The following is a 15,290-nucleotide window of genomic DNA, read 5'->3' as shown; positions in this document are numbered from 1 at the left end:
CAATCAGCGCAACTGATCACGAAACTGCCCCGGCGTCATCCCCGTCCAGCGCTTGAACGCCCGGCTGAAACTGCTGGTGTCGGCAAACCCCAACAGATAACTCACTTCACTCAACGAACACTGTGGATCGCGCAGGTGCAGCAGCGCGAGATTCTCGCGGCTCTCGTTAAGCAGCGTGTCGAAGCGACAGCCTTCATCCGCCAGATGCCGTTGCAGGCTGCGCAGGCTCAGGTGCAAGGCCTGGGCGATGCGTTCGGCGCCGGGTTCGCCTTCGGGCAGTTGTTCTTCGATGGCGTCGCGCACCTTGCGCTCCCAGGTCAGCGGCTTGAGCTGGGCCAGGGTGCGCTCGAGTACCGCTTCGTTGTGTTCGGCCAGTTCCGGGTTGGCATCGTCGAGGTGGCTGTCGAAGTCGGCGAGGGCGAACTCCAGGCGATCCTCGGCGCAGGAGAAGTGCACCGGGGCGCGGAACACCTTGTGCCACCGGTGCGCGTCGACCGGTTCCGGACGGCGCAGATACACCGCAAGCGGTGCGTAGTCGCGGCCCAGGCGATTGCGGCAGGTGCGCACGTAAATCGCGGCAAACGCATCAATGGCTTCGAAGGCCGGCGCCGGATTGCCTGACGGAATTTTCAGACGGAACAGATAACGCTCGTCGCCGCGGCTCAGTTCCAGCTCCAGCGCATCGCTGACCACCGGGTGATAACGCACGATGCGCTCGAACACCTCGCGCAGGCTGCCGCTGGCCACCAGCGCATAACCGAGCGCATGAAAGGTGGTCGGGCTGACGAAGCGCGACACCCGCAGACCGATCGCCGGATCGCCGCTGGCCTGCACCGCCAGCTCCCACAGGCGCGTGGTGCCGGACAGTGGATAGCGCGCATTCGGGTCGTCCATCAGCTGCGGATCGAGGCCGGCCTGCTGGCACAGGGCAATGCTGTCCAGGCCCAGCGCATCGAGTTGCTTGCGCAAGGCACGGGTCCAACTGGCAAGGGAGGTCGGTTCCTTCATGCTGATTGGCGCTTCCGGTCAACAGGTTGGCGTTCTCGGCTAGCGTGTTCTGCAACCGCGCAGGGCAGGATGCGAACATCAATAACCAGAGGATGGAAGCATGGACCGTACTTCTGCAAGTCCCCAGCGACACAATGCTGCCCAGCGATCAGCGCATATTCGCGAAGTGGTGCTGGCCAAAGGCGTCGAACTGCGTGAGCGCTACCCGATTCTCCGGCATCAGGACGCCCTCGGCGCTGGCATTCTGGCCTTTGCTCTGGCGGGGATGATCGGCTCGGCGGCGCTGTACATCACGGGTCACATGGCGTGGTGGGTGTGCCTGCTGCTCAACGCGTTTTTTGCGTCCTTGACCCATGAACTGGAACACGACCTGATCCACAGCATGTACTTTCGCAAGCAGCGCGTGCCGCACAACCTGATGATGGGCCTGGTGTGGCTGGCGCGGCCGAGCACCATCAACCCGTGGATTCGCCGTCATCTGCACCTCAACCATCACAAGGTGTCCGGCACCGAAACCGACATGGAAGAACGCGCGATCACCAACGGCGAACCGTGGGGTTTCGCGCGGCTGCTGATGGTCGGCGACAACGTAATGTCGGCGTTCATTCGTATGCTGCGGGCGAAAACCCGGGCGCACAAAATCAGCATCATCAAACGCTCGTTGAAGGTCTACGCGCCGCTGGCGCTGGTGCATTGGGGCGCGTGGTACGTGTTTCTCGGCTTCCACGCGGCGAATGGCGTCGCCTACCTCATGGGGGCGCCGATCGAGTGGTCGGCGACTACGCTGTCGGTGATGCAGGTGATCGACATCGCGGCCGTGGTGATCATCGGCCCGAACGTGCTGCGCACGTTTTGCCTGCACTTCATCAGTTCGAACATGCATTACTACGGTGATGTCGAGCCGGGCAATGTGCTGCAGCAATGCCAGGTGCTGAACCCGTGGTGGTTGTGGCCGTTGCAGGCGTTCTGCTTCAACTTCGGCAGCAGTCACGGGATCCACCATTTTGTGGTGAAAGAGCCGTTCTACATTCGCCAGATGACCGTGCCGGTGGCGCACAAAGTGATGCGCGAGATGGGGGTGCGGTTCAATGATTTCGGCACGTTCGGGCGGGCGAACCGGTTTGTTCGTCGGGATGAAATCGCGGTGTCTGGGGAGGCGGTGGAGGCCTGACAAGCTGCCCTCACCCTAACCCTCTCCCAGAGGGAGAGGGGACCGATTGGGGGATATCGAAGAGTTACGCCGACGTGAAAGTGCTTCGGTGAATCCATAATCGACTCATTTTCACAGGTTGATATTTAACGTAAGACACCTCGGTCAGCGCCCTCTCCCTCTGGGAGAGGGCTGGGCGGGCGGCGTTCCGATGAGGGGTTTTTGATCTTCCCCTCAATCCGGCTGAAACGGCGAAGCACTCAAGATCACCCCGGTCTCCTCCACATACTGCTGCCAATGCCCGATCAACGCGCTGAGCTTGTCCGGCTGACTCAACGCCAGATCATGAATCTCCCCCGGATCACTGGCCAGATCATACAACTGCCAGGTGGCCGGCCCCACCGGACCGGGGATCCACACTGCTTTCCACGACCCCTGGCGAATCGCCCGCCGCCCGAACAACTCCCAACCGGTGACGGTGTGTTCGTCATGCACCTGCGCCGTCTCGCCGGACAAAAAGCCCAGCCACGATTTACCCCGCAACGGCGCCACCGGTTTGCCGTGCCATTGCTTGCCCGGATGACGTACGCCAGCCAGATCGAGAATGGTCGGGGTGATGTCCATCACCGTGCCAAAGCCATGGCTGATCTGCCCTTTGATCGGCAGTTGCGGGTAGTGCAGCAGCGCCGGCACACGAATCCCGCCCTCGGTGGTAAAGGCCTTGAACAGTCGCGACGGCGCCGTCGCCACCTGCGCCCAGTTCGGTCCGTACCAGACGTAGGAATTGCCCCGGCCAATATTGTCGAGGCTGTTGTCGTAGTGCTGGTTCAGATAGGTCATCAACTCCGGGCCGAACTTGGGGAAGGCTTCCAGCAGCGCCCCTTCGGCACCGTTGTCGGACATGAACAGGATGAAGGTATTGTCGAGTTGCCCCTGCTGGCGCAGGTAATCGACCACCCGGCCGATGTTCCAGTCCATGCGCTCGACCATTGCCGCATAGACCTCCATCGCCCGTGCGGAAATCTGTCGTTGCTCATCGCTCAGTGCATCCCACTGCGCGCTCAGCTGGATCAGCGGGTGTGGTTCAACGTCGGGTTCGATCAGGCCCAGTGCCTTGAGTTTTTCTAGGCGTTCCAGACGCAGCACCTCGGGACCGGCGTCGTAACGCCCACGGTATTTTTCGACGATGTCAGCCGGCGCCTGCAACGGCCAGTGCGGTGCGGAAAACGGTAGATAAGCGAAGAACGGCCGGCTCTGATCGCGCTCCTTGAGGTACTGCAGCAGCTTGTCGCCGAAGGCATCGGACGAATAGAAATCCTTGGGCAATTCGTCGAGGAAGGTGTCGTCCTCGATGTACAGCGCCGGGGTCGACTTCAGCAGGCCCGGGGTGTGCTCGTCGTAAGTCGGCTCGAAACCATAGTGGTTGGCCGCTCCCGGTAACAGCGAGAACGACCGCTCGAAACCCCGCGCCTGCGGTGCTTGCTCAGCCTTCAGGCCCAGGTGCCATTTACCGCTCATCAATGTCTGGTAACCGGCCTCGCGCAGCAACTCGGGCAGGGCGACGACGCGGTCATTCAAGTAGCCCTCGTAACCCGGTTTGCCGATCAGCTCCGGGGTCAGGGTCTCGGCCATGGTGCCGATGCCGGCGATGTGGTGGTCGGTGCCGGTCAACAGCATCGAACGGGTTGGCGAGCAGGTCGGTGCGGTGTGGAAGTCGGTCAGACGCAGGCCGTTGCTGGCCAGGGCATCGAGGTTCGGCGTGGCGATTTCGCCACCGAAGGCGCCGAGGTCGGAGAAGCCGAGATCATCGGCCAGGATCACCAGAAAGTTGGGGCGTTGCGGCATCGAAAAGCTCCTCTCAGCAGGCAATGAACGACAGCGGCAGATCGCGGATCTGCACCGGCAGGCTCGGTTGGTAATGGTCGTCACTGGTCAGTTCGTGCAGCAGCTCTTCACGCAACTGATGGAAGTCGAAACTGCTGCGCTGGCGCGGATGCGGCAGGGCAATGTCGACCACTTGCTTGATCCGACCCGGACGCGGTTCCATCACCACCACGCGGTCGGCGAGAAAGATCGCTTCCTCGACGTCGTGGGTGACCAGAATCGTGGTGATTTTCGCCCGGTCACGAATCGCCAGCAGCTCGTCCTGCATCTGTTGGCGAGTCAGTGCATCGAGGGCGCCGAAAGGCTCGTCGAGCAGCAGAATCCGTGGGCTGGCAACCAACCCGCGAGCAATCGCCACGCGCTGGGCCATGCCGCCGGAGAGCTGGTGCGGATAGGCGCGAGTAAAGTCGCGCAGGCCGACCAGCTCGATGAAATCGTTGATGCGCTGCTGCTTTTCGGCGGCGCTCAAGGGCTCGTTGACCAGGCCGAGTGCGATGTTGTCGGCCACCGTCAGCCACGGAAACAAACGGTGCTCCTGAAAGACGATGCCGCGTTCGCCGCCGATGCCGCTGACGGCTTTGCCATCCACCGTAATCTGCCCGCGAAATTGCGTGTCGAGGCCGACCAGCAGGCGCAGCAAGGTGGATTTGCCGCAGCCGCTGGAACCGACGATGGCGACAAACTCGCCCTCGGCGATGTCCAGGTTGAATTCACGAATCGCCTCCAGTTCGAAACCGTCGACGTCGAAGGATTTGCCTACGTGGGTGAAGCTGACAATCGGTGCGTTCATGCGTGTCTCCAGCGAGTGGCGCGAATTTCCAGGCGTTGGCCGATGAGGTTGAGCAGGGCGCCGGTGAGGCCGACCAGCAGCATCCCGGCCATGATCAGGTCCATGCGCAGCAACTGTTGCGCGCCGATCATCTGGCTGCCGATGCCACCGTTCGACGGCATGAAATATTCGGCGCCGATGGTGCCGAGCCAGGCGTAGATCAGGCTCAGCCTGAGCCCGGCGAATATCCCCGGTGCTGCCCCCGGCAATACCAGGCGGCGCAGGCGCTGGCCGAGGCTCAGGCGCAGCACTTGCGCGGCTTCGTTGAGTTGTGGCGAGAGGTTGGCGACGCTGCGGTGGGTGGCGATGAACAGTGGGAAAAACGCGGCGAGGGCAACGAACACCCACTTCGCCAGTTCACCGAGGCCGAACCACGCGGTGAGCAGCGGCACCCAGGCGAAAATCGCGATCTGGCGAATGGCGGCGAGGGTCGGTCCGAGCAGCCGTTCGCTGGTGCGCGACAGGCCCAACAGCAGGCCGAGGGCGAAACCCAGTCCGCCACCCAACAACAAACCGCCCACGGTGCGGCCGAGACTCAAGGCCATGCCGCTGATCAGCGTGCCGTCGAACAGACCGTTTCTGGTCGTTTCCAGCACCGCCAGCGGGCTGACCAGAATGTTCGCATCGACCCACTGCTGATCGCTCGCCACTTGCCACAAGCCGATCAGGCCCAGCGGCAACAGCCACGGTTGCAGCCGCTGCCAGCCTTCATAGCGCGGGCCACGGCGGATTTCGGCGGTAGCCGGGTGCGGCCAGTGCACCAGTTTGCGGTCGAGCCAGCCGATACCGCGATCCATCGCAACCCCGAGCACCCCGATGACCACAATGCACACGAACACGATGTCGAGCATGAACAGTTGCCGCGCCCAGACCATCAGATAGCCGATGCCTTCGCTGGAGGCCAGCAACTCCACTGCCAGCAAGGAAGTCCAGCCAGCGGCCAGGGCCAGACGCACACCGGCCATGAACGCCGGCAGTGCAGCGGGCAGCACCAGGCGCCGGATCAGCAGGTACGGCGGCAGGCGCAAGACGGCAGCGGCTTCGCGCAGTTTCGGTTGCGCATCACGCACGCCCACCAGTGTGTGCAGGGTCACGGGGACCACGATGGCCTTGATCAGCACCACCAGTTTCAGTACTTCGCCGATGCCGAAAAACACCATGAACAGCGGAATCCACGCCAGTGTCGGCACCTGTGCCAGGCCGGCGAATGTCGGGAAGATCAGGCGTTCGAGACGACGGCTGAAACCCAGCGCCGCACCGAGTACCGCGCCGGCGGTAACGCCCGCCAGCAGGCCCCAGAACAACCGTTGCAGACTGATCCACAAATGGCTCCATAACTCGCCCTGGGACAACTCGATCGCGCTGTTCCACACCAGCGATGGCGCCGGCAGAATCTGTTCGCTCATCCATTGATTGCGCGCCGCCAGCCACCACAGGGCGAACAGTCCGAGCGGTAATATCCAGGGTAAAACGCGGTGGCTCAGGCTTGGCCAGGTACGCCGGCTTTTCAACGGCGGTGCGGCCAGTGGCAGGCTGAGCAGGGATTCACGGGCCATGGTGACCTCCGTTGTCGGGTTGGATCGAGTCAGCGGAATTAGCTAAAAACCAATAGTTATAAGTAGGTTAGAAAATAATCATTTTGGAGATAAGCAGCGCCATTTAAGGCCTCCAGCCCTGCACGCATCCAATGCATTCGAAGAATATTTTCGATGCTCTCCATGCATACCGCTCTGCATGTCCCGACTTTGCTGGCTTAGCGTGAAAAATTATAAAAATGTGCTTTTTAAGTATTTAAGCGCTGATGCGGATTGCGCCTACTTTCGGCTCCTCAATGCCGTCGTGATCAGGAGCCGCACCCATGAACCTTCCCTTCAAACGTGTCATCAGTCTGTTTGCCGCGCCGGCACTGGCGGGTCTGCTGGCGTTCGCTGCCCAGGCCGACGAGCTCAAGGAAATCAGGATTGCCGTGCCTGATCTGAGCGCCGGCACCCAGCACAGCGGCGGGGGCATCGTGGACGTGCTGCGCGATCAGCAGATCTTCGAAAAGGCCTTCGCCGATCAGGGCATCAAGATTCAGTGGAGCTTCTTCAAGGGCGCCGGACCTGTGATCAACGAGGCGTTCGCCAATGGCCAAGTGGACCTGGCCTATCTCGGAGACCTGGCGGCCATCATCGGCAAATCCAACGGACTGGATACGCGCCTGCTCAGCGCCAGCGCCCGGGGTGTGAAGCAATACCTGGGCGTGGTGCCGGGTTCGGGGATCAAGACGCTGCAGGATCTCAAAGGCAAGCGCGTGGCGATCTTCCGGGGCACTGCGACCCAGTTGTCGTTCGATGCGGCGCTGGCCAGCGTGGGCCTGAGCGAGAAGGACGTGAAGGTGATCAACCTCGATTTCAACGCAGCGGTTGCGGCGCTGGCGGCGAAGCAGATCGATGCGTCGTGGGGCAGCTCCGGGCTGACCGCATTGCAGGCTAAAGGCCTGGCTGAGCTGCCATTGAACACCAAGGACCTCGGTGGCGCCGGCAGTGTGCAGTCGGTGCTGGTGGGCACCGGCAAGTTTGTCGACGGACATCCGGAAACCGTGGCGAAGCTGCTCAAGGCGCAGCAGCAGGCAGTGGAGTGGCTGACTCAGGACAGCAACAAGGACGCTTACGTGCAACTGGTTTCGGGGCTCGCGAGCTATCCGCCGGTGATCCTGACCCAGGATCTGAAGGATCAGAATCTGAGCGAAGTGTTCCCGTCGTCACTGGATCCGCTGTTCCTCGAAAACCTGCAGGGCAAGGTGGATCTGGCGGCGCAGCAGAAGCTGATTCGCAAGCCGTTCAAGGTGAACGAGTGGGTGGCGCCTGAGCTGGCGGCCGCGAAGCTCTGAGTCATGCGGTCATTCCCGCGCAGAGCGTGGGAATGACCCTCAAACCGCGACGCTGATCTGCTGTTTATCCACCGCCACCAACGTTTCGATCATCGCTCTTGCTGCCGGCGACAACCGGAACCCGGTGCGACTGACAATCCCGCAGCGCGCATTCATGCTCTCCAGGTTTTGCGGCAGATTGCGCCACTGCAATAACACCAGCGAACCCTTGGCGATGTCCTCGACGAACGCCTCTTCCGTGCCCACGCCAATCGCATTCGATTGCAGCACCACTTTCACCAGTGCCGGAAAATGCTCGGTCTCGATGGTCGGGGAAAAATCGATCCGGCCGCTGAGGTTCGCCAGCAGTTTGCGGATCCCCGGCGGGATCAGTGTGGTCGCCAGCGGGTAGTCGAACATGTCGTTGGTCGACAGGCTTTCCTTGGCCAGCAACGGGTGCCCCGGCCGGCAGAAAAACACCCCGCGCTTGGGCGTCAGGGCCTGGGTCTGGAAGTTCGGATCGGCTTCGAAATGACGGATGTCGGCGATAAAGAATTCGATCTCCTCGCGGCTCAGCGCACGGCTGAGTTTTTCCCAGTTGTCCACCTGAAAACAGGTGCGCACTTTCGGGTGCGCGTTGATGAATTGCGCCACCGCATCCGGCACCAGTTTCACCGCCGGCGCCGGGCCGCAACCGAAGTGCACTTCACCGGCATCAAGCTTGGTCATCTGCGTCACTTCGGCGCTGAGCAGCGCTGCACCTTGCACCAGGCTCAGGGCGTGTTGCAGCACCACCTGACCCTCGGGCGTGGGGCGCAGATCCTTGTTGCCGCGATCCACCAGCACGCAGCCGAACTCCTGCTCCAGCCCTTGAATGCTGCGGCTGAACGCTGGTTGGGTGATGCCCATCGCATCCGCCGCACGGACAAAACTGCGGTGTTCGTTGAGGGCGATGAAGTAGCGCAACTGGCGAAGATCCATATGCTTTTCCGGCATCCTAAAAATAGCTCGAAGGCATTTGCGACGAGGGTTGCTTGAGGTTTTAAATGCAAGCTCTTATTCCGTCAACGAAGCATGTGAATATCTATTAGATGTAAATGGAATATAGATAGAGCGATGTTTCGCTGCCGCCCAACCGCAAGCAGTCGATGAGGGTCTACCCATGAGCAATGCCGCACTCGCTGTAAAACCCGCTGTCCACGCGCTGGAAATCCATCCGGTGGCCGGTCGTATCGGCGCCGAAATTCGCGGCGTGCACCTGTCCGGTGAACTGGACGCTGCCACGATCGAAGCCATTCAGCAGGCGCTGATCCAGTACAAGGTCGTGTTCTTCCGCGAGCAGACCCAACTCGACGATCAGCGCCAGGAAGCCTTCGCCCATCTGCTCGGCGAACCCGTGGCGCACCCGACCGTGCCAGTGCGTGAGGGCACGCGTTACCTGCTGGAACTGGACGGTGCCGAAGGCCAGCGCGCCAACTCCTGGCACACCGACGTAACGTTCATCGACGCCTATCCGAAAGCCTCGATCCTGCGTTCGGTGGTGGCCCCGGCCTTCGGTGGCGACACCCTGTGGGCCAATACCGCGACCGCGTACAACGAACTGCCCACCGAGCTGCGTGAGCTGGCGGACAAACTGGTCGCCGTGCACAGCAACGAATACGACTACGCCGGGGCCAAGCCTGACGTCTCGGCGGAGAAGCTCGAGCGCTATCGCAAGGTTTTCACCTCGACGGTCTACGAGACCGAGCACCCGGTGGTGCGTGTGCACCCGATCAGCGGCGAGAAGAGCTTGCTGCTGGGGCATTTCGTCAAGCGCATCAAGGGTTACTCGCAGGCGGATTCGGCGCATCTGTTCGGCCTGTTGCAGAGCCATGTGATCCGTCAGGAAAACACCGTGCGCTGGCGCTGGAAGGCCGGCGATGTGGCGATCTGGGATAACCGCTCGACGCAGCATTATGCGATTGATGATTACGGGACTCAGGATCGGGTGGTGCGGCGGGTGACGTTGAAAGGTGAGGTGCCGATTGGGGCTTCTGGGCAGCGTAGCCAGACCATCAAGGGTCGTGATTGAAGATCAAAAACCCCTCATCGGAACGCCGCCCGCCCAGCCCTCTCCCAGAAGGAGAGGGCGCCGATTGTGGGCTTTTCGAGCCTGAGTTCAACCTTGATATTTCAGGTTGGCGTAGAGCTAAAAAACGACTCGGTCAGTCCCCTCTCCCTCTGGGAGAGGGTTAGGGTGAGGGGCTCTTAAAACTACCAAACCCCAATCTGAACAACCTTCTCTGTCTCCGGCTCGCCATAGCGAAACCGCTGCCCGCGCGAATCAATCTCCTGATGACTGATGGTCGTCCGCCGCTTCAACCCCCGCACCCACTCAAACAAATACCCCGCATGCTCCTCGCGCACCGCCGCGAATGCCGGATCTTCACCCAAATCACGCAGCTCCTGCGGATCGTTCAGCAGATCAAACAACTGTGGCCGGAAGCCGTCGTACGCCAGGTATTTCCAGCGCTCGCTGCGCACCATGGTCATGCGGCAGCGGTCGATCGGCTGGCCGAGACGCTCGCGCGCCGGCGCCTGGAAGGCGTAGTCGTATTCGCTGATGGCATAGCGGCGCCACTCAGGATTTTCACCGTGCAACAACGGGATCAGCGAGCGTCCTTCGAGCCGATGCTCGGCCCCCGGCAAGCCCAGTGCCTGCAAAAACGTCGGCAATGCGTCGATGGTTTCCGCCAGTCGCTCCTCCACCGTTCCCCGCGTGGCATCTGCCGCCGCGCGCGGGTCACGCACGATCAGTGGCACGCCCACCGCTTGTTCCAGCAAAAACTCCTTCTCGCCCAGCCAGTGATCGCCGAGAAAGTCGCCGTGATCGCTGGTGAACACGATCAAGGTGTCATCCCAACGTCCATTGCTCTGCAGGAAATCAAACAGCCGCCCGAGCTGATCATCCACTTGCTTGATCAGGCCCATGTAGGTGGGGATTACAGTCAATCGTACTGAATCGCGAGAGAAGTTGAGGCTTTCCTCATGCTGACGGAACGCCGTGTATACGGGGTGTTTGCTGGCTTCGGAGGGCGTCGCGCGGACCGCGTCGAGAACCGATTTCGTACTGTACAAGGCGTGGTATGGCGACGGTACGATATAGGGCCAGTGCGGTTTGATGTAGGAGAGGTGTAAACACCACGATTTCTCACCTTGTTCGGTGATGAAGTCGATCGCTCGATTTGTAGTGTAGACAGTCTCTGAGTGTTGCTCGGGAATTCGTGCTGGCAAATTCGCATGACGCATTTTCCAGCCGCTGAGGATTTCGCCGTGCTCGCCTTCGGCGGCATTGGCCCAGTCGTGCCAGGGGTTGCGCCCGTCGAAACCCTGCTCGCGCAGGTAATGGGTGTAAGGCGCGGATTCGCGTTTGTCGTCGAACAGCGGGTCGTCGGGGAAGATCCCGTCGTGGCGAAAGTACGGTTCGAAGCCGACCTCGTTGAGCGCCTCGGCCTGCGCGCTGTCGGGGTTGATCGCCAGACGCTGCAAGGCATCGACATTGGCCGTGGCGTGGGTCTTGCCGACCAGCGCGGTACGGATGCCGTGGGGGCGCAGGTAGTCGCCGATGGTCAGTTCCTCCAGCGGCAGCGGCACCGCGTTCCACGCCACTTGATGGCTGCTGACGTAACGCCCGGTGTAGGCCGACATTCTCGACGGCCCGCAGATCGTGCCTTGGGTGTAGGCGCGGCCGAAACGCACGCCGGCGGCGGCCAGTCGATCAATGTTCGGCGTGTGCAGATGCGGGTGGCCGTAGCAGGACAGGTAATCGCGGCGCAGTTGATCGCACATGATGTACAGCACATTGCGCACGGGGTTTTGCGGGTTGGACATGGGGTTCACCGGTCAGAGAGACAGGCAAGGGTTGTCGCTTTCGGTGGGGGTGTTCGGCAAGTGCATTTGGGGAATGGGTTTTATGCAGGGAATGCATCGGTGCGAGTGGCGACGCTATCGCTGGCAAGCCAGCTCCCACAGGATTTGCGCCAGATACAGATGATGTGAACACCCGGAACGTGTGGGAGCTGGCTTGCCAGCGATAGCGGTGGATCAGACAGCGAGTCGATCCAGCGAACACACCTCCTCATCCACCGCATCAACCGCCTTGATCTGCTCAATCATCGCCTCCGCCAGCGGCGACAACCGATACCCCGCGCGGCTGACAATCCCGTAGCGGGTGTACAACTCTTCAAGATCATCGGCCAAGCCTTCAATACGCAAACACACCAGTTCACCCTTGGCCTGATGCAGCGCATCAGAGTACGCGCCGACAATCCCGATCGCCTCCGAACGCAGCACCACACTCAGCAGGCTCGCACTGTTTTCACACTCCACATTCGGCGTGAAATCCGGGCGACCGCTTAGGTCGACGATGACCTTGCGCAGGTTTGGCGGGCGGATGCTCACTGCCAGTGGATAACTCATCAGTTGCTCGGCCGTGACCCGTTCCAAAGCGGCCAGCGGATGCCCCGCACGACAACAGAAATGCCATTTGCGCGGACGCAATCGGTAGGTGAGGTAATCCGGGTCGGCCTCGAAGTGCCGGGTGTCGGCGACGAAGAATTCGAACTCCTCGCTGAGCAGGCGTTTGCTCAGGCTCTGCCAGTCATCGACTTGAAACTGTACTCGCGCCTTCGGGTAGCGCCCGATGAATGCGCCGATCGCGCGCGGGATCAATCCGGCTGCCGGCGCCGGCCCGCAACCGAAGCGCAATTCCCCCGCCTCCAGCCCATTGAACTGACTGATCTCGTTGGCCATCTGCTGCGCGCCGCTGACCAGTCGCCGCGCATGTTCGAGCAGCACCTGGCCCTGTTTGGTTGGTGGCAGATCCTTGCGCCCGCGATCAACCAACTGGCAGCCAACGCTGTGTTCCAGCGCCTGAATGCTGCGGCTGAACGCCGACTGCGACAGGTTCACCGCCTGCGCGCCAGCGACAAAGCTGCGTTGTTCGGCGAGGGCGATGAAGTGGCGGAGCTGGCGCAAGTCGATATGCATTTTTCACATAAAAAATATCCGGGAAATGCATTGGATATGCATTAGGTCGACTCCTTATAAAGGCAATCTCTTATGCAGTAAATATTTGTAAATCCATAAATAAATAACTTAAAAGAATATGCAGCGCTGAAGATGTCTGTGTGTTTTTTGACCAGGAGCCGCGCCATGAGTCCGTTGAACCTTGCGTCACCCTTAACACCACGACGGCTCAAACGCCTGCCTCTGGCCCTGCTGCTGGCAGGGAGTGCGAGCTGGACTCATGGTTACGCCGCCGAGACGCAAACCCCGTCACCGGCTCCGGCCGACAAGCCGGTCGTCAACAGTTCGCAGCTGGAAACCGTGACCGTCACCACTCGCCGCCGCGAAGAAAGCTCGCAGGATGTGCCGACGCCGATGAGCGTGGTCAGCGGCCAGAATCTGGAGACACAGCGGGTCTACCGGATTCAGGATTTGCAGCAACTGGTGCCCAGCGTCAACGTCGCCTACATGCACGCACGTCAGTCCAGCGTGTCGATTCGGGGCCTGGGCAACAACCCGGCCAGTGACGGCCTGGAAGGCAGCGTCGGGCTGTACATCGACAACGTTTATCTGGGGCGTCCGGGGATGGCGGTGTTCGATTTGATGGACATCGAACAGCTGGAAGTCCTGCGCGGACCGCAGGGCACGCTGTTCGGTAAAAACACCACCGCCGGGGTGATCAATATCAGCACCCGCGCCCCGACGTTCACGCCGGAGCGCAGCATCGAAACCTCGGTGGGCGAGGACGGTTATTTCCAGACCAAGGGCACGATTTCCGGGCCGCTCAACGATCAACTGGCCGGACGCTTTTCGGCCTACCGCACGCGCAGCGACGGCGATATCAAGAACGAATACGACGGCCATGATCTGAATGGCGGCTCGCGCGACGGCTTCCGTGCACAGTTGCTGTTCAAGCCCAATGACGATTTCAACCTGCGCTGGATCGGTGACTACAACGAAGAGGATTCCAGCGCCGGCACCCGCGTGTTGTACAACACCGGGCCGACCATCAACGGCGTCAATCTCTATCAGGCGCGGGCCAATGCGGCGGGCGCGACGCTGGTCAACGGTGCGCACCGCAAGGTGAATCTGGACAACGATCAGCACGTCACCGTGCATCAGGGCGGCACCTCGGTTGAAGCCAACTGGACCTTGCCGAGCGACTTCACGCTGACCTCGATCAGCGCCTATCGCTTCTGGAATTTCACCCCGCGTAACGACGATGGCCTCAACGTTCCGGCGAGTTACAACGCCGGGGTTTCGGTGGAAGACAAACAGTATTCGCAGGAATTTCGTCTGGCCTCGCCCAAGGGCGAGTTCTTCGATTACGTGGTCGGTGCTTATTACTTTGGCTCGGACCTGGACAACAAATCCTTCGCTTATTACGGCCCCCAGGCCGACATCTGGAATGGCACGCCGCGCGGGGCGCTGGCCAATGTCACCAGCATCGGCAACGGCCATATCAAGACCGACAGTTTTGCGCTGTTTGCCCAAGGCACCTGGCATCTGACCGAGCGCCTGGATTTCACCGCCGGGGTACGCGGCACTTACGAAGAGAAATCCGCCTGGGTCACCCGTGATGCACCGCTCGGCGGGGCTGCTGTGACCGGCGCGGCGGCCACGGCGCGTCGCGGGCGAGCCGGGGCCTACGATTCCGGCGATTTAAACCAGTACGGTTCCAGCCCGTCCGGTCTGCTCAACCTCAGTTACCGCATCACCGACGACGTGCTGGGCTATGCCACGCTCTCCCACGGCGAGAAATCCGGCGGGGTCAACCTGGCGGTGGGCTCGGCGCCAACGGCCGGGGCCGAGTCGTTGCTGATTGGCACCGAACGCGCGAACAACGCCGAACTCGGGTTCAAGAGCACACTGTGGGATCACCGTTTGCAGCTCAACGCCAACGTATTCTGGACCCAGGTCAACGCTTACCAGACCAACGCCTATGACGCCGACAACCGCGTGCAATACCTGACCAACGCCGGCTCGGTCCGGTCGCGCGGCGTCGAATTCGAAAGCACCGTGATCCCGCTGCGCGGCCTGACCCTGAACATCAACGGCTCGTACAACGACGTCAGCTATCTCTCCTACAAAGATGCGCCGTGCCCGCCGGAAGTCAGTCTCGCACCGGGCGCTCCGGCCTCCTGCGACCTTACCGGGCATCAAGTGGTCGGCGCGTCGAAATGGATCGGCAACGCCAACGGCGAATATAAGTGGAACCTGGCTAACGGTTTCGAACCCTACGTCACTGCCAGCTACGCGTTCCGCTCCAAGGCGGTGGGCACGGTCGAGGATTCCGACTACGGGCAGATCCCGAGCTACGCGGTGGTCAACTTTTCCACCGGTCTGCGCGGCGACTTCAACCAGGGCCAGTGGGACGTTTCGCTGTGGCTGAAAAACGCCTTCGACAAGACCTATTACACCACCCTGTGGACCGGCGGCAACGGCGGCTATGAAGGCTTGCTCGGCACACCGCGCACCCTTGGGGTTACCGGTCGCTACGACTTCTGATCCGTCATTCAAGG

Annotated in this window: 11 protein-coding genes; 4 read left to right on the top strand and 7 right to left on the bottom strand. The window is 61.3% G+C overall.

Annotated elements, in window-relative coordinates; translation table 11 throughout:
- Positions 1-3: 3 nt before the first annotated feature.
- Entirely contained in the window at positions 4-1,008 is a 1,005-nt protein-coding gene (locus PseuLF5_RS20150) for an AraC family transcriptional regulator (RefSeq protein ID WP_340134525.1), read from the bottom strand.
- A 100-nt stretch (positions 1,009-1,108) separates the two neighbouring features.
- Between PseuLF5_RS20150 and PseuLF5_RS20145 the strand changes: the two genes are divergently transcribed.
- Positions 1,109-2,179, top strand: a complete 1,071-nt coding sequence (locus tag PseuLF5_RS20145) for a fatty acid desaturase (protein ID WP_340134523.1) — start codon at positions 1,109-1,111, stop codon at positions 2,177-2,179.
- Positions 2,180-2,392: 213 nt separating this feature from the next.
- Here PseuLF5_RS20145 and PseuLF5_RS20140 read toward each other — a convergent pair whose 3' ends face one another.
- The 3 genes from PseuLF5_RS20140 to PseuLF5_RS20130 are packed head-to-tail and all read right to left on the bottom strand — an operon-like array spanning position 2,393 to position 6,427.
- Positions 2,393-4,003: an arylsulfatase gene (locus PseuLF5_RS20140; protein WP_340134521.1), complete on the bottom strand. Its 1,611-nt coding sequence runs from the start codon at positions 4,001-4,003 to the stop codon at positions 2,393-2,395.
- 13 nt (positions 4,004-4,016) lie between these two features.
- Positions 4,017-4,832 carry an ABC transporter ATP-binding protein gene (locus PseuLF5_RS20135; protein ID WP_123470466.1) on the bottom strand — a complete coding sequence of 272 codons (816 nt, stop codon included), beginning with the start codon at positions 4,830-4,832 and terminating at the stop codon, positions 4,017-4,019.
- Positions 4,829-6,427: an ABC transporter permease gene (locus PseuLF5_RS20130; RefSeq protein WP_340134519.1), complete on the bottom strand. Its 1,599-nt coding sequence runs from the start codon at positions 6,425-6,427 to the stop codon at positions 4,829-4,831. The genes PseuLF5_RS20135 and PseuLF5_RS20130 overlap by 4 nt, the downstream gene beginning before the upstream one ends.
- Before the next feature lie 302 nt (positions 6,428-6,729).
- On the opposite strand from PseuLF5_RS20130, the gene PseuLF5_RS20125 reads away from it, so the two are divergent.
- Complete coding sequence (locus PseuLF5_RS20125) at positions 6,730-7,743, top strand: ABC transporter substrate-binding protein (protein WP_340134517.1); 1,014 nt, start codon at positions 6,730-6,732, stop codon at positions 7,741-7,743.
- 39 nt (positions 7,744-7,782) lie between these two features.
- Here the strand turns inward: PseuLF5_RS20125 and PseuLF5_RS20120 are convergent, their stop codons facing one another.
- Entirely contained in the window at positions 7,783-8,703 is a 921-nt protein-coding gene (locus tag PseuLF5_RS20120) for a LysR family transcriptional regulator (RefSeq protein ID WP_123470473.1), read from the bottom strand.
- 181 nt (positions 8,704-8,884) lie between these two features.
- On the opposite strand from PseuLF5_RS20120, the gene PseuLF5_RS20115 reads away from it, so the two are divergent.
- A complete protein-coding gene (locus tag PseuLF5_RS20115) occupies positions 8,885-9,793 on the top strand; it encodes a TauD/TfdA dioxygenase family protein (protein WP_340134514.1) in 909 nt (302 codons plus the stop codon).
- 182 nt (positions 9,794-9,975) lie between these two features.
- Here PseuLF5_RS20115 and PseuLF5_RS20110 read toward each other — a convergent pair whose 3' ends face one another.
- Complete coding sequence (locus tag PseuLF5_RS20110) at positions 9,976-11,592, bottom strand: alkaline phosphatase family protein (RefSeq protein ID WP_340134512.1); 1,617 nt, start codon at positions 11,590-11,592, stop codon at positions 9,976-9,978.
- A 213-nt stretch (positions 11,593-11,805) separates the two neighbouring features.
- Positions 11,806-12,750, bottom strand: coding sequence for a LysR family transcriptional regulator (locus PseuLF5_RS20105; RefSeq protein ID WP_123470479.1), 945 nt, complete (start codon positions 12,748-12,750; stop codon positions 11,806-11,808).
- A 165-nt stretch (positions 12,751-12,915) separates the two neighbouring features.
- Between PseuLF5_RS20105 and PseuLF5_RS20100 the strand changes: the two genes are divergently transcribed.
- On the top strand, positions 12,916-15,276 hold the full coding sequence (locus PseuLF5_RS20100; protein ID WP_340134510.1) for a TonB-dependent receptor: 2,361 nt from the start codon (positions 12,916-12,918) through the stop codon (positions 15,274-15,276).
- Positions 15,277-15,290: the final 14 nt, after the last annotated feature.

Origin of the sequence: Pseudomonas sp. LF-5, assembly GCF_037626295.1 — a bacterium.
Lineage (GTDB): Bacteria > Pseudomonadota > Gammaproteobacteria > Pseudomonadales > Pseudomonadaceae > Aquipseudomonas > Aquipseudomonas monsensis.
This window is presented reverse-complemented; position numbering and strand designations above follow the sequence as displayed.

Coding starts and splice junctions, on each gene's coding strand:
- PseuLF5_RS20150 (WP_340134525.1), bottom strand. CDS start 1,008: ATGAAGGAACCGACCTCCCTTGCCAGTTGGACCCGTGCCTTGCGCAAG.
- PseuLF5_RS20145 (WP_340134523.1), top strand. CDS start 1,109: ATGGACCGTACTTCTGCAAGTCCCCAGCGACACAATGCTGCCCAGCGA.
- PseuLF5_RS20140 (WP_340134521.1), bottom strand. CDS start 4,003: ATGCCGCAACGCCCCAACTTTCTGGTGATCCTGGCCGATGATCTCGGC.
- PseuLF5_RS20135 (WP_123470466.1), bottom strand. CDS start 4,832: ATGAACGCACCGATTGTCAGCTTCACCCACGTAGGCAAATCCTTCGAC.
- PseuLF5_RS20130 (WP_340134519.1), bottom strand. CDS start 6,427: ATGGCCCGTGAATCCCTGCTCAGCCTGCCACTGGCCGCACCGCCGTTG.
- PseuLF5_RS20125 (WP_340134517.1), top strand. CDS start 6,730: ATGAACCTTCCCTTCAAACGTGTCATCAGTCTGTTTGCCGCGCCGGCA.
- PseuLF5_RS20120 (WP_123470473.1), bottom strand. CDS start 8,703: ATGGATCTTCGCCAGTTGCGCTACTTCATCGCCCTCAACGAACACCGC.
- PseuLF5_RS20115 (WP_340134514.1), top strand. CDS start 8,885: ATGAGCAATGCCGCACTCGCTGTAAAACCCGCTGTCCACGCGCTGGAA.
- PseuLF5_RS20110 (WP_340134512.1), bottom strand. CDS start 11,592: ATGTCCAACCCGCAAAACCCCGTGCGCAATGTGCTGTACATCATGTGC.
- PseuLF5_RS20105 (WP_123470479.1), bottom strand. CDS start 12,750: ATGCATATCGACTTGCGCCAGCTCCGCCACTTCATCGCCCTCGCCGAA.
- PseuLF5_RS20100 (WP_340134510.1), top strand. CDS start 12,916: ATGAGTCCGTTGAACCTTGCGTCACCCTTAACACCACGACGGCTCAAA.